At 33.5% G+C, this 14,835-nt stretch carries 16 protein-coding genes and 1 riboswitch; of the genes, 2 read left to right on the forward strand and 14 right to left on the reverse strand.

Features of this window, described 5'->3' with window-relative positions; genetic code table 11:
• Window positions 1-41 precede the first annotated feature (41 nt).
• From M3600_RS20650 to M3600_RS20710, 13 genes are all read right to left on the reverse strand, one after another.
• Window positions 42-1,130: a peptidoglycan DD-metalloendopeptidase family protein gene (locus M3600_RS20650; RefSeq protein ID WP_251647350.1), complete on the reverse strand. Its 1,089-nt coding sequence runs from the start codon at window positions 1,128-1,130 to the stop codon at window positions 42-44.
• Window positions 1,108-1,665, reverse strand: coding sequence for a hypothetical protein (locus M3600_RS20655; RefSeq protein WP_251647351.1), 558 nt, complete (start codon window positions 1,663-1,665; stop codon window positions 1,108-1,110). The genes M3600_RS20650 and M3600_RS20655 overlap by 23 nt, the downstream gene beginning before the upstream one ends.
• Entirely contained in the window at window positions 1,666-3,999 is a 2,334-nt protein-coding gene (locus M3600_RS20660) for a VirB4 family type IV secretion system protein (protein WP_251647352.1), read from the reverse strand.
• Window positions 3,959-4,393, reverse strand: coding sequence for a hypothetical protein (locus M3600_RS20665; RefSeq protein WP_251647353.1), 435 nt, complete (start codon window positions 4,391-4,393; stop codon window positions 3,959-3,961). The genes M3600_RS20660 and M3600_RS20665 overlap by 41 nt, the downstream gene beginning before the upstream one ends.
• The gene (locus tag M3600_RS20670; RefSeq protein ID WP_251647354.1) at window positions 4,394-5,323 is read right to left on the reverse strand and encodes a conjugal transfer protein TrbL family protein; all 930 of its coding nucleotides are present in this window, start codon (window positions 5,321-5,323) and stop codon (window positions 4,394-4,396) included.
• Window positions 5,320-5,559 carry a hypothetical protein gene (locus tag M3600_RS20675; RefSeq protein WP_251647355.1) on the reverse strand — a complete coding sequence of 80 codons (240 nt, stop codon included), beginning with the start codon at window positions 5,557-5,559 and terminating at the stop codon, window positions 5,320-5,322. The genes M3600_RS20670 and M3600_RS20675 overlap by 4 nt, the downstream gene beginning before the upstream one ends.
• 222 nt (window positions 5,560-5,781) lie before the next feature.
• Window positions 5,782-7,302 (reverse strand): primase C-terminal domain-containing protein, encoded by a 1,521-nt coding sequence (locus M3600_RS20680; RefSeq protein ID WP_251647356.1) that lies wholly within the window; start codon window positions 7,300-7,302, stop codon window positions 5,782-5,784.
• A gap of 873 nt (window positions 7,303-8,175) precedes the next feature.
• Window positions 8,176-8,829, reverse strand: a complete 654-nt coding sequence (locus M3600_RS20685) for a SprT-like domain-containing protein (RefSeq protein WP_251647357.1) — start codon at window positions 8,827-8,829, stop codon at window positions 8,176-8,178.
• A 50-nt stretch (window positions 8,830-8,879) separates the two neighbouring features.
• The gene (locus M3600_RS20690) at window positions 8,880-9,998 is read right to left on the reverse strand and encodes a toprim domain-containing protein (RefSeq protein ID WP_251647358.1); all 1,119 of its coding nucleotides are present in this window, start codon (window positions 9,996-9,998) and stop codon (window positions 8,880-8,882) included.
• 916 nt (window positions 9,999-10,914) lie between these two features.
• A complete protein-coding gene (locus M3600_RS20695; protein WP_251647359.1) occupies window positions 10,915-11,145 on the reverse strand; it encodes a hypothetical protein in 231 nt (76 codons plus the stop codon).
• 8 nt (window positions 11,146-11,153) lie between these two features.
• Complete coding sequence (locus M3600_RS20700; protein ID WP_251647360.1) at window positions 11,154-11,660, reverse strand: hypothetical protein; 507 nt, start codon at window positions 11,658-11,660, stop codon at window positions 11,154-11,156.
• Complete coding sequence (locus M3600_RS20705) at window positions 11,657-11,824, reverse strand: hypothetical protein (protein ID WP_251647361.1); 168 nt, start codon at window positions 11,822-11,824, stop codon at window positions 11,657-11,659. The genes M3600_RS20700 and M3600_RS20705 overlap by 4 nt, the downstream gene beginning before the upstream one ends.
• Window positions 11,802-12,116 (reverse strand): hypothetical protein, encoded by a 315-nt coding sequence (locus M3600_RS20710; protein WP_251647362.1) that lies wholly within the window; start codon window positions 12,114-12,116, stop codon window positions 11,802-11,804. The genes M3600_RS20705 and M3600_RS20710 overlap by 23 nt, the downstream gene beginning before the upstream one ends.
• 325 nt (window positions 12,117-12,441) lie before the next feature.
• Between M3600_RS20710 and M3600_RS20715 the strand changes: the two genes are divergently transcribed.
• Both M3600_RS20715 and M3600_RS20720 read left to right on the forward strand, forming a co-directional pair.
• Window positions 12,442-13,542: a tetratricopeptide repeat protein gene (locus M3600_RS20715; RefSeq protein WP_251647363.1), complete on the forward strand. Its 1,101-nt coding sequence runs from the start codon at window positions 12,442-12,444 to the stop codon at window positions 13,540-13,542.
• Window positions 13,539-13,697: a hypothetical protein gene (locus tag M3600_RS20720; RefSeq protein ID WP_251647364.1), complete on the forward strand. Its 159-nt coding sequence runs from the start codon at window positions 13,539-13,541 to the stop codon at window positions 13,695-13,697. Before M3600_RS20715 ends, M3600_RS20720 begins: the two co-directional genes overlap by 4 nt.
• Window positions 13,698-13,759: 62 nt before the next feature.
• A riboswitch (cyclic di-GMP riboswitch) is annotated at window positions 13,760-13,843 on the reverse strand.
• Window positions 13,844-14,067: 224 nt separating this feature from the next.
• Here M3600_RS20720 and M3600_RS20725 read toward each other — a convergent pair.
• Window positions 14,068-14,805: a hypothetical protein gene (locus M3600_RS20725; protein WP_251647366.1), complete on the reverse strand. Its 738-nt coding sequence runs from the start codon at window positions 14,803-14,805 to the stop codon at window positions 14,068-14,070.
• Window positions 14,806-14,835: the final 30 nt, after the last annotated feature.

Raw genomic sequence — 14,835 nt, forward strand, 5'->3', positions numbered from 1 at the left:
GTTAAAGGAGCAGAATATATTCTGCTCCTTTAACTTAACCCCTAATAAAACTTAATAGGGTCATAAGGTTTGTCATTAATTCTTATTTCAAAATGCAAATGCGGGCCAGTTGAATCACCAGTGCTTCCTAATAGTCCTACTTTGTCACCTTGCTTTACCTTTTGTCCTACTCTAACTGAAACAGAATCCATATGAGGATACCTTGTTTGCATGCCATTTCCATGATCTACAAATACAACATTCCCATACGTTCCTAATGCTCCGGCATAAGATACAACACCATCTGCAGCAGCAATTATTGGTGTTCTAAAACAAGTTTGACCATTTGCTATATCAATACCATTATGCATTTTAAGCACCCCTGTAGACGGATCTGTACGAACAGCAAAACCAGATGTTACTCTCTTTGTACATGGAACTGGCCAGGCTAAACCAGAGTCTCCAACATCAACCTCATAAGCTCCGTCTGGTGTCATATCTGCTTGTACTACATAAGACTGTGCATATTGCATAACTTCTTGAACATATTCGGTACTATGATTATAAGCATAAAGCGCATTTTCAACATTACCACTAGCAGCCCCATTAGCAGCTAAATATTTAGCTGCTGTAAATATAGCATCAGTTGGATTAAATGGATCGGCTCTCATATCACGGTCCCCATCCACTCCATATCCACCATATTTCTTAATAAGTATGACATTAGTATAGTTTATAGAAGGATCACAATTTCCTATACCGTCTCCTCCAGGACTTGACCAACCAACCCAGGTTTTACACATGAACTGCATGTGTCCCAACGCCCCAACTGGACTAATCATAGGTTTAATAGTTCCAAAGTTAGTCTCAATTCTATGAACAGCAGCTAAAACATACCATGGGACATTATAAGTTTTTTCAGCTGCTTGATATATTGGCATATACTCAGTAGGAATTTCTGTCTGACCAACACCAGAAACATCCCCGCCTGTTAAGGTATCATTATTAGAAAAGAACAACATAAAAGGAGCAATTAGAAAAATAATTAAAACAAATATCACAATGAGAAATACGTATGGCATCTTGGCTAGTGTGAAGATGGAAGATGCCAGTCCAGCTGCTTTGCTTTTAGTGCTCGTGGCCTGTGCCATCTTGTATATCTATCCCCTTTATAAGGTAATCATTCTTATATTTATCAAACACTAGCCAATACTCCTTATATTCTTCTATTTCTTTGTTATCAGTTGTGGTTTTTAATCTATGAACTTCTCCAAATACTGTTATTTCATCTGACAAACTAACACCTACATGTTCCGTCGATTCTGCTACAGAAATATGAAGTTCACCTATTCTATATGTTTTCACTTCTAAGGGCTCTCTTTTTGGATTTTGAACATGTCCTATAAAAAATTCTTCTGTTACATATGGCTTCATTTTATCAACGTAATCAGCTGGATTCTCGCTATCATAGTTTATATAAGCTTCTAAAAACTTTTCAGCAGTTTTTAGAGTTTTTTCTTTTATTTCATCGTCAATGCGTTGGATCGGCACGCTGTCTGTTTCTTCTTGTTCTTTTTGTATCTTACTATTTTCAAGGGATTTGTCATTATTGGTAAAACTTTTATATACATACATGCCGACGACCAACACACCAAGGACTAATAATATAGTTAAATACTGCTTCATTTAAGCAATATCCAGCTCTTTAGCCTGCTTAGGATCTATGATAGCTAATTCATCAGGAGAAGCCTTTGTTTGCATCTCAATACGTTTAGAACTTGCCATATGAATACAACGGCCTTTGGATTTCTTCTGGCCAAGTATTTTCAATTCTTTTTCACTAAAGGACATAAAACGTTTCAATTCTTCAATGTCTTTTTCATCAAGTCTCATAAATGTCTTGAAGTGTGCATTTTTAAATATTGCAGATCCATATTTTCCGATAGTTAAGAAGTCGTCCACATTTTGTGTTGCTGTTGTTAAGAAGCCACCATATTTACGAATCCTTTTAGCTATCTCTCGCAAGAAATACATGGTTTGTTGATTATTCTCATCAGCTAGTAGCCAAGCTTCATCCACATAAAGACCTTTTAATTCTTCTCTGTCTATCTTATGTTCTTCCCAAATATCCTTAAGCAATAAATCCATAAGTGGCTTTTTAACATCGTCACTAAGTTCATGGATATCCATTACTGTAATTTTAGAATTAAAATCCCAGTTAGTTTGACCATTGAACATTGAAGCATATGGCCCATCAATATAAGGGTACATGCTGTCAATTATCCATTGTCCACTATCACCAAATTGTTTTAGTGATTCCTTTAAGTCTGTTAGAGTTGGGAAGCTTTCTGGTAATTTTGTAGAGTTAAAGTTTAAATTACTAACTTTGTCGTAAGAATCTGTAATAGCTTGAATCAAATTTGCCTTTTCTTTTGGCATGTTATCTAGTGAGGGAATTATCCATATAAAGAATGACATCATATCCCCTATTTTTCTCCGGAGATATTGACCTACATCATTTTTCCCATCTTCTGAATCATTATCTGAGTCTACAATTGTTGATCTAATATGAAATGGATTAGTAGTAAATTCTGAACCAAGTTTAAAGATTACCCTATTGGCATTTGGCAAAAAGTACTCTCTTTCAGGGTCTATTACAAATAATCTTTTACTATGTCCACTAGTACTCTGTCTTAACATATCAGCTTTCAAATAAAAACTCTTTCCAGATCCAGATTCCCCCATAACCATTTCGTTAGGATTATTAAACGAATTACGGTTATAACGATTATAAATTATTGGAGCATCGTGATTAGCATGAAACCCTTTAAGTATTCCATCATTCTCCTGCAACTCACTAGAATCAAAAGGCAAAATAGAACCAATTGTCGAGGATTGCATAGGCCAACTTATTTTAGTTTCAAACTCAAGATTTGAGTAACAGATCGGTAAGGTGTACCACATTAAAAATTGGCCCTTATACTTCAATTTTCTACTTCTTAACTTAGAAGAACTTATTGCAGTTTTTAATCGCTTTTCAGCCGTCGCCAAATCTTCTTCTTTCTTTTCTCTAATAGCACAAATAAATGTTGTATCAAATATGTTTTCAGAATCATTTTGTAATTCTTCTAAGAGTTCTTCCAAGCTTTTTTGCTGTTTTTCATATTTTTTCTTAAGCTTTGGTGGAATGTTTTCTTCTAATCGAACACCAATATTAGTTAATCTTGTATTAGTAGCATTTATAATCTTAGTTTTATCTGCTGGCTGCATATTAATTGATAAATCAATATTTGCTCTTACATTCATTATTCTTTTTAGCCAACTAGGTTCAACTTCGTCCGGAAAAGAAGAAAATGTGTAAAAACTATAGTGCATATCGTCCATTTCTAAGGTTTGGCCTTTATCTCTAATAACATCAGGACAAATATTTTGAAGGTTCATATCTGCTGTATAAGGCTCAACTAAGGAAGTATTCGGGTTTAACTTTCCATAAAAAACCTTCATCGCTTCCTTTTTTGTCATTAGCTGCAAATGCATATCCCCCATTTGGAGATATTCTTGAAACGCCTTAGTTAAATCCTGTAATTCATCGTAAGCTTCCTGAATCTTTTTATATTGACTGCGAATAGAAAAATAGAAATTTAAAATTGTGTTGCTGCTTAGTGATCTTGATTCTAAGTAATCCATCTTTGCTTGAATACGGTCTAAGGTATAAGCATCAGTAGCTTGATTAGCTTTCTCCCTTAAATAATCTAAATATTTTTCTATATCTACTCTTTCAGAGCTGATTAATATTTGCGCCCTTTCCTGCAAAGTATTACAACAATCCTGGATAGCACTGATTGCCGGAACAATGTCATCCACTCCTAATAAGTCAGTATTTAACGGGTCAACAACCTTTAATACCGCAACATACTTCTTATCTTCCGTTTCTATTAAGTCATCAATACTCTTAATTGGTATAGTCTGTTTTTTAGGTTCATTCTTCTTTTTCCCCATAAACGGCAGGCTCAGTTTCATTAATTTCACCACTTTCATTTTCTTTATTTAGAAAAGCTTTATAAGAATCTAGGATTTCTTTATCTACAGTCTTATTTTTGATTTTTAGGGTGTGATATCTGTCAAAGGTTTCATCCCAAACAGGTTCAATTACTCTTTCTCCCCTAAACCATTTAATAAGTTCTGTAATAACCGTATAGTTCATAGAGCCAGTATTTTCATCTACCATAAAAGCAAAATAAGCTATCCCAACTGTTAGAATACAGAGCATTGCTTTTAGCTTTATATCAGGAATGAGTAATATTATTAATCCACCAAAAACAACGATTGTCGGCAAAAAAAGTAACCAACCTTTCACCTCTAACCCAATAAAAGAAAGACCGGATTTTACGTTACGTGGTATTTTATATTTCAATTACTTTCCAACGCCTTTCATTAGAAACTTATAAGATGCCATTCGCCCAGCACCTTGTAACATTCCACCAGAGCCACTTGTATATAAAAATTGTCTTAATACTTGTGGCCCTCGTAAGGCAACAACGGCTCCAGCTAAAGAGAAACAGAATCCTAAGAACGTCCCATCAGAAGCCCATTGAATTACAAAATAAGCAAGCAACATATGGATGCTTTGTGTAAATACAACCGCAACTACCTCAGTCCAATAAGTTGCATATACTTGGGATCTGTTCACATAAGAAGTTGCTACTAAAGGCCCCATAATCAATAAGACTGCTAAATCAACATAGCGAATAGCACCTGATATTGAAAATGCTATAAATACAAACGCCCATATCAAGAATAAAAACACAAAATGCAACCCTTGATCCCCTGTAGTCATCATATCTATAACGTCATCATAGATCTTCACGTCAATTCCAAGCTTTGAAATTGCCTTAACAACCTGATTATTAATCGGGATAATATAATTTAAAATAATATAAGGTGTAGCAAATATTAAGGCACAAGATACAGCAAAACTACCAATAATTTCAGCAATATTAGGTGTAGTTTCCCCTGTAAGTTCATCTCTTAACGCTTCCCCTAATCTCTTAACGAAGAATATACCTGCTATTACTCCCCCAGCTGCCTGAGACCACTGCATAAAGGTTTTAATCGATGGTATTTTATCAATTTCAGTGATTCCTATTACATAGTCAGATAGAAGCTCAAATGCTGCAGTAGCTATGTCAGAAGCAATCTCATTGAAGAAATCAACTATAGCTTCTTGCATCATCTTTCCTGGATTTAAGAAGTCAGGTAAAAAACCTTCTGCAGATGCAGGAGAAGCGACAGTGAGTATAGCCACCATCGCCCCCATAATTACAAATAACTTTGACTTCTTCATGAAAATAATCCCCAAACATAATTAGAGATCCATGTAGCTGAACCTATAATTCCTGTAATAATTACCCCACGAAAGCCTTTAGCCTTAATTTCCTTAACCTCATGCGGATCATTATTTTGATACATTTTAAATCCAGTAGAAATAACAATTACGACAATTGCAACTGGAACTAAATAAAGCATCCATCCAGCAGCATCATCTAATAAATTCCTAAGACCTGTAATAAACGGTGGCACTCCCCCACACATCCTTTCTTAATAAAAATAAGTGCAATGTAAGATATACACGTATACCCTAAGAAACATTATAAAGTATACATGTATATTTTAGCAATAACTTATTATTAATTTATTAAGATTATTAATTCTACGTATCCAATAGAGTATATAAAGCCATGGGTTAGAGTGGGAGGCCAAAGGGTAGTATAGATATGTATTGGCACACTGGCTTATTAATTTCTAAACAACAAGCTTGTCCGGTGGTGAAGCGCCGCCCCTGTATATCAGGTCGATTTCTTGTGTAATTATTACTTCATCTAGATATGGAATATCAAAAGAATGAATTACTACATCACTTTCTGGTAGCAGTTCTGAAAAACTAAGTTGTGCTTGTTTGATATACTGCTGGCGATTATGTAATAAATTACGAAACAGCATTGCTTTAGTGGTGATCATTGTTATAGCACTTCTTCCACGCCCTATTGTCTTTTTTACTAGCTTGCTAGAACGCTTTAAAACCTCTTTTAACGTAGATAAAGGTATATTAATAGTTTCAGAAAGCACACGAAGAGAACCCTCAAAAAACGGCTTTTCGGGGCTTATATGTTTGTCTAAAAACAGACTAATGTCATCTTCCCATTCTTGATAGTGGGAACGTACTCTTTCTTCTCTGGACTTTTTAAATTTATACCAGCCTTCTCTACCTTGGTATTTAACGCTGCCATCTGTCCACATCTCTAATAACCCCTCAACATACGTACGTTTTGGAGCATTGTATCTTCCTGAATAAGCTGATTTAACTGTTCGCTCAAACTCTCTAACAGATAAAGGAACGCTTAAATTACTATTAAATTGGTCTAAGGTATCATATGCGTCTTCATATGAGATACCACTAGCAAAATTCGCAACTGCAAGTGTAAATAAAGCGTTATTCCGGCTAGAACCATGAAACCCTTTTTGAATTTCTTTATTATTAAGTAAAGCTGAATACCATTCTGTAGAAGTTTGACAAGTTCCTGTTCCATTAGCAAAAACAACCTTGAATGTTGAACGCCTTTTTTCTTCTTCATATTGTTTTGACCATGAAATAAGAAGGCTAGTATTAGCCGGCTTATCATCAAAGTAAATCAAATTGAAGTCATTGGGTATACGATAAAAACCAAAGGGAGTACAATTTGTATCGACTGGCACATACTTTTTTAGTGATTCTAAAACATTACTTGCTACTTGTTCAGCCACTCGTAAAGCTTTAAAGTCATTATTTTTATTGATATAAAAAGGTGTTTCCAACACAAAGAAACCCTGAAACCCCTTAGGTGTTTCTAGAAGTACATTTGGTCTTGGTAATCCTAATTCGTCACAACCTAAAAACAAGGCGTACAAGTCAATCTCTTTAGTATCAATATCAAAACCAATAACATTTATTTGCTTTAAATTATCTCTAGTATGCCCCTTTATAACTCTGTTCTTGAAGTCATAGTAACTTCCACCTCTGAACGTATTTGGTGTCCAATGTGTAAGTGAATTTTTTTGCTGGTACAACGTCTCATAAGAAGTTACAATATGTCCAACTCCATTTGTTAGTTCCTCTTTCGATGAGGAAACAAAAACAATACCCTTTTTATCTTCACCCTTAAGCGATTGCTCATATTTAGTTCTCTTATGTAAAGGTGCTTTAGATCCCACCTTCTTATATAACTTCAAACTGCTGTGAGTCATGAACTGAATCACTTCAATAGAATGAATATCTTTCCTTTGCATAAAAATAACCTCCCTTTTGCCCAAACAAAAAGCGCAACTATTACCCTAAAGAAGTAATCTAGTTACGCCTGTTTGTCTCTAAAGACAGCCAAAAGAAAGGTCTACACCTATATAGAAATGGATACAATTATATTAAATATTAATATCACTAAAAAACTATACACTTGTTGTTGCAAGCATACAGAAAAACTGTTAATATAATGATATCTAAGTAATGATAATTGATGTGTTGTTGGTAGCAACACATTGGCTTTTAGAGCTAGTCGGCAAACTAGCTTACTTCTTCTGAGCGTGTTGGTAGCACGCTTTTTTATTTTGTATTTTTTTAGATTTATGTTGGTATTATTTATCTTCTTTATGTATGTATTTAAGTCCACAAAAAAAGCACATCCATTTTGGGGATATGCTTTAATTAGACATAAATAGTATTCAACTAACCTATTTGTATATAGATTACCTCAATACTAGATCTACGTCTTTTTCTCACCTATCGGGGGCCAGCCAACAAGTTTATCTAATAATCGACGAAATGGAGTAACGTGATTACTAGGTATATTTAATTTTCTTTATTCTACTATTAAAACTACCATAATTTTCTCCTTTTGTGTAGTATTATTTGAAGAAAAAAAACGAAAAATAATTTTTTCGACAAAAAGGTATACAAGTATACATTAAAAATGGTAGAATATTTTCTTATATGCTCTTGCAATCTTGCTATAAAATTTATATAATTAAATTACAAATTAGTAAATTCTCAAAGTAAAACAAATTGTATTATTCAATGGAGTAGAATGTTTATCATTCTATGATAATACTATTTGGGCCAATCGGACTGCCAATCTGATTGGCACTTTGTTTTTTTACGGCCTTTTTTTATTTACTCATTACTAAGGCTTCTAGACACTCACCGCAATTTATACTAATTCTCTCTTTTGTGGATCTCACACTTACACCACATCCTGGACATACCCACTTATAAGATTTCTTCTTTTTCCCTTCTGAGTTATTTTCTTTTTCTATTTCCTTTTCTTCTTCCGTAACTGGATCTCTACGAGCAATAATAAAAGCATCAGTACGAATGTCCAAACTTCCTATGATTGTTTTTGTTTCTTCCTTTAACTTAGGAAAAGCCCAACCATATTTTTTGTTAGGTTTAGCATCCGGAAAATAAAAACCTCTATTCTCACATTCAGCCTTAAACTTTTTATTATGATAGGTTCCGTTTCTCGAAGTGTCCTTAACCCCATTAACAGCATTGTATAAATGTATCATCTCGTGAAGCATTGTATCCATCGTTTCCATAAATTCAATATTTAAATACTCTGCTGAAATGTTTAATTCATATTTTCTTATCTTTCCTTCTTTATCTGACCAGACTTCTCTTGATGAACACCATCCCATTGAAAGACGTTTACCACTTGTTTGAATTGTAATTGCTGGTTCAGGTAACTGACTTTTAAAGAACTGTTTATTTAATAAACTAAAGGCTCTATGTAGTTCTTTTGTGGCTGCATTAATATTAGACATTTTCTCCCTCCGTTTTTTTGAATATTAATATTCAAAAATAAATTAAATGCTTATAGTGCTCTCTCACTTAAATATGATTCAATCCAGGATGTAGGCATTTTAGATAGTCTGTATCTCAACTCAAATTCCTCTGTAGTATTAGCTTGAATTAACCTTTTTTTAAACTCTGTTGGGCCATTGTGCGATGTGATTAATTCATTAATATCCATATCTTTTGGAAGCTCTATTACCTTATGATGAATTCCTTCTTGTTCAATAAGTTTACCTGAGCTAATTGCTCCCTCTTGTCCGGCTCCAGAATGATCTCCTGTGTCAAAACCATTAATTAACGATTTAACGCCCTTTCCTTTTAGTAATGAGATATGACGTTTTGAAAATTTAGATGCTCCTCCAACTGCAACTACATTGGAATAACCAACGCTAATAATAGATAAGGCGTTTATTATACTCTCTACATAAATAACTGGTCTTTTCTCATTAACGTTATCAATATTAAATAAGATAAATTCTCCTTTTAAATAAACATGTTTTATTTTAGATTTACCAATATGTCTACCATAGATATCAACAATCACACCACTCTGAATAACAGGAAATATGACACACTGATAGAAGAAATCCATTAGCTTTCCATTTCTTTCTACAACTAATCCTGAGTCTAAAAGTTCCTTCTTTTCAAAGCCTTTATTACTTAAGTAATCTAACAAAACTGTATTCCCAGCTGCATATCCAATCTTAAAATCATCAGCTAGTTCTTTTTTTATGCCACGTTCAACTAGGTAGCTAGTATCCTGCTGTTTATAAAATTCAACTGCATGGTACATTATTCTATCAGAAGTAGAGAAATTTCTTTTCTTTTTAGTTGTATTCTCTGGTAATTTAAAATTACAGATGTGAGCTAATTTTTCTACTGCAGCAATAAATCCTAAACCCTCAACTGCCTGGACAAACTGAATAGTGTTACTACTAAAAGAGCAAACAAAACAATTAGCAAGATTTTTGTAAGTATTAATCTTAAAATGGTCATGATCCTTTCCGCATTTAGGACACTGACTTCCCCTATTTTTACCGTGGCCCTTAAATGGATAACCATAATAGTCTAAAACTTGTTCAAATGAAACCGAACCTAACAATTCATTTATTACAGCTCTGTCGTAAAATTTACCCATTATATAACATCCTCACTTTTATGTAATTTTGTAATCTGCTATAATAAAGGTATTAAACCTCTTGGTTTGATAGCCTACTAGTCATTCTGTTTTCAGAATGGCTTTTTATTTTATTATAAGGTATACATGTATATCTTTTCAATTTGTCTTTTAAATGGTCTTTTTCTTTTATTTTTCCCCTGCCTTCCGGATGGAAGGTAGTTCCCAAAAAGGGAATTATTTTTCCCGTTTTGACATGGAGTATGAATTGATCGTATAGGGAATGGGTCAAGGGTTAAAGACGAAAAGTTTTTCGCTTCCGGTTTTGCTCTTAAAGCGAAAAAGTTTTTGGCCCCTTGACCTGTTCCCTCGGCCACTTTGGCTGCAGCAGGAAAGGTTCGGGTGTCCTGCCTGCTGCAGCCTTAGTGGCCGTGCGAATCAATACCATACGGAAGGCAAAAGGGGAAAAATGCCATAATAAAAAGCAGGCGGTAGCCTGCTATCCTTCGGGTTTAAGGTTTTGGGTTTTTAACGGTCTTCGGCTCGTGCGGTGCGGCCTGAAAGGCAAAAAGATCTGGAACCTACGGAATGTAGGCGATAGCCGTACAGTCCGTGGTTAGCGAGCTTTTTAGTGCCGTAGCGACACCTACTCCTGGTTGGCTGCTGTGGACCGATAGGGGAACAGCTGCTTATCAGGAGTGAGTGCTGCCGCCCTTAATATCTTAATTTCTATTTTAGATAATCTTTCAAGCTCGTTGCATCTGGATTCAAGTAGTACAAATATACAAAACCTAATATTGTTACAACTAACACTATACCCATACGTATAACTTGTATCCTATACTCTTTAAATGTAAAAAATAAAATAACAACAATTGCTAAAAGTATTAACCCAACCTGTATAAGTCCTATCATGATAGTTCCCCCATATTTCTCTTCATTTAACAAAATGATATTGTGATTCCCTAATTTCTCTTTTTAGCTCTGTTAATAATTTTGGGTGGCTGGTAAACTTTGTATCACCACAAAAACTACAAATTTGGATAGAAGTACTTAGTTTCTCTTTATCTCGATACAATTCAGGTTGATAAGTTACCGTACCACCCATATTAAAATTCAAATAACCAACAAACTCTAAAACTCCTTTTGTACAATTAGAACAGTTCATAATTAAATTTACTTCCTTTCATTTAGATACCAATTTTTAAATAACTCAAAATCCAATCTTTCCGCTAAAACAACTATTCTCACGTACCTTTGTACTGGAATCATTGGATGTTTTATTTTCTTTGCTTTAATAACCTGTTCTGGTTCATTAATATCAAAATAGTACTTCTGTATAGCCTGTTTACTTATACCTAATTCTGAACACATTTCAGTTGTGCTAATATGTTCGATTTGGTGCAAATACCCTAATCTTAAGGCGGTTATAATGTCTTTTATTACTGACTCTATTTCAAACGACTCTAAAAAAGGAACTATTCTTGAAGAAACTATTTCTATTTGTTCTACATTGTAAGGCGCTGCATTAAAGAAGATTTCTATTAGTAAAGAAATATCGTTTTCAAATTGGTTTTGTAAGTACTCATTGCTTTCTTTTATAGCTATATTAATATCTTCTTTTGTCTGTTGCAGTTCTTTATATATTTGTTCTTTAGTGATTAACTTTAAGTTCCTTTTCATAGGCTTAAAACCTCCCTATGATCTTCTAACTGTGAAAGATATTCGTACTCTAAATCACTATCAGAAATCCTCTCAAAGTACTCCTTCTTAATTCCAGTCTTCATTGCAAGTATCTCTATAAACATAACTCGTTCTTGGTTCTTAAGCTTCTTTTGTTCGGCCATGTCCTTTGACCTCCCTAATAAGCATCTTGATACCAATAAATCCAGATATAACTAAAAGCAAGTAAAAGAAATAAGTGATTGTCATTGGTGCTGACAAACTTTTGTAGATATCATGAAAATAAGTTCCAAACATATCAACCATTTGTGCTTGATGTTCATTCATCTTTACCTTAAGGGCAGGATCATAATTAGATAAAAGGTACATGCCCCCGTACATCAAAAATAACATGATAAAAGACGAGAACTTCATACAGAAGAATCCTAATATAATTAGAAATAATATCTTCTTCATATTATCTCCCCCTGTTGCAGAATCGGATTTTCAGTTAAAGAAAAATTGGTTTTCATTTTAAAACCCCCTAATAATTTGATAGCCTACCTAAAGTATACATGTATACTTTATTAGCGTCAATAAAAAGTACTACAATTACCTACAAATAATCGCAATAATATTTTCGATGGAAATAGGAATAAATACCTATATAAAAATCATTTTTTTGTGTAACTTTCGATATTTTCCCACATTTTTAGTCACTATAACCTAGATTTAAGTGTTATAATTAAAATCTCATAATAATAATTCTCATAATAATTTAATTCAAGAGGTGAAATAAAACATGTTGGCTTTAGATACCAAACAAAGCCTTTTAGACAAATGGAACACTTATCTAAGGGATCAACAATTGGATAAGGCATTATCTATTCGTGCTCAATTCAAACAAGAATCCGCATTAACATACAGCGTTTCAGATTCAAAGAAAATTATACTCTTAAAGGCCCGAACTGCAATTCTGGAAAAAGACATGCCAAAGGCTGAAAAATACTTAATAAAGATGGAAAGATATTTGGATACTGCAGATCCTGCGTATTACTTCTATTTTCATTTCTTTAAAGGGATTTATAACTATTTGAATGATAAGTTTGAAGCAGCCATATACGAATACAAATTGGCAGGCAGAAAACTTAAAAATATTGAGGATTCCATTGAGGTAGCTGAGTATCATTATAATGTAGCAGCTGTCTATTATGAAGCAAATAAAATAACACTCTCCATCCAACATATTCATGCTGCATTGGAGTTATTCAAACAACACCAAAAGCTAAAAAGAATGGCTGATTGTCAATGTCTTTTAGGTAGTAATCATTATGAAATAAAACAATATAACGAAGCAGAAAGACACTATACAAAAGCTTTGAAATTAGGCGAATCTAACGGTTATCCGGAAATAAAGAAGATAGTTTATCATAACTTAGGCTTTCTTTATGGTGAACAAAATAAATCCGCCGAAGCTATTAAAAATTTAAAATTAGCCCTATCACTTCCTGGCAAATATGATTCCGAACATTTAATAAAAACTTACTTTTTATTATCACGTGAATCCTACCGCCTAGATGAAATAAAAGAAGGTAATGAATGGTATGAAAAAGGGACAAGCCTTTCTCATGATGCGAATAACCAGTCTTACATATATCATTTTAGGGTTCTAAAAACAAACTACGATCCGGATTATAACAGCTACGGAGAGTTAGAAGATGAATATATTGAAATTATTAACTACTTCGTAGATTCAGAAATATGGTACTTTGTAGAGCAATATAGCAGTATTCTGGCACAATATTATAAAGATAACGGCGACTTTGAGTTAGCATGTGAATATTATGATCTCATGGTTACAGCAAAAGAGAAAATGGATTATAAAGGAGTGTTGCATTCGTGATTCGATTATTAATAGCTGGAATGCTACTATTTTCAATAGGAGCTATCAACAATACAGAAAATAAAGTTGCTAGTGAATCTATTGCTAAACATACTATTACACCATTTAGCACTGTTCAAGTTGTTAAAGTTGCCAAACATACTATTACACCTTAAATCTAGTCCAAAATTTAGACTGGATTTTTTTTGCACAAAAAAAGCTAATTAAACAAATGTAATGTTTAATTAGCCGGTTGCACTACTAGCTACAAATTATCCAAGTGCCCACATACAGATAATTTATCATCGCTTCTAATTTAAGTTCACATAATACTTTATACCTATATTAAATCAAATATTTATTAAAATTGCAACAAATACTTTAATAGGTTAAAATAAGCAGCGAAAAGATCATGGGCGGTCTTTATACACTCCAAGAGCTATTGCCATAGGCAATAGCTTTTACTAAAAGGAACATTATGTATTTACTCAAGTATGTAGCAATTTGTTGGTCATAGATTACCAGGTGTGTTTATAAATTAATTGTTCATCTACTAAACATTGAACCTTCTATATCAAATGACATTAAATCCTCTGCTGCAACAAAATCCTTCCCTGTTCCTGCTAGATAAGGATGTAACATCATATGACTTGGTTTATCTAGCACGTATTTATATTCATAAAAAGGACTATAAATAACTTTAATTAATATAGGCCCAAGCTGTATTGTAATTTTATAAATGTCATGAAATCTGGTATCCTCCGATATGGAATTATTTATACCTGAATGCATAACCCCCTGACTTTGAACCCAATTTAAATCTACTATATTTTCCGTTATACTAAATAACACACACACATTTTCTGGAATTCGTCTATGTTTATAAAGATAACGAAAATGTCTTCTAGGAACTATATTTCGATAGTTACTTGCATTATTCAAAATAATAGCAGTTTTAAAAGCCCAAAGAGATAATTCCTTATGATATTCTTCTAATGGATACTGTGGGACTCCTTTAATTAAGGGTAACAAATAAGGCTTTATTTCGTCCTCCATTCGACTTAACCATTCGTTATTACATTTCCTACAAACTAATCCATTGATTAATGTATTTGGAGTTAACGGTCGTTCACTAATTGAGTTTCCTAATAGAGTAAGATGCGAAAGATCCATTTTCTTCTTACGAATACCCATTCCATCTAATAACCATTGAGGAAAAACATGTTCACTAGTTAAATTTTCAGTATTTCCGCAGAACAAGCAAGCTCTTTTCCTTTTAGCCATTACTTTCCCCCTTAATTTTTCATTTCTAGT

Source organism: Niallia sp. MER 6 (assembly GCF_023714395.1).
Lineage (GTDB): Bacteria > Bacillota > Bacilli > Bacillales > Cytobacillaceae > Niallia.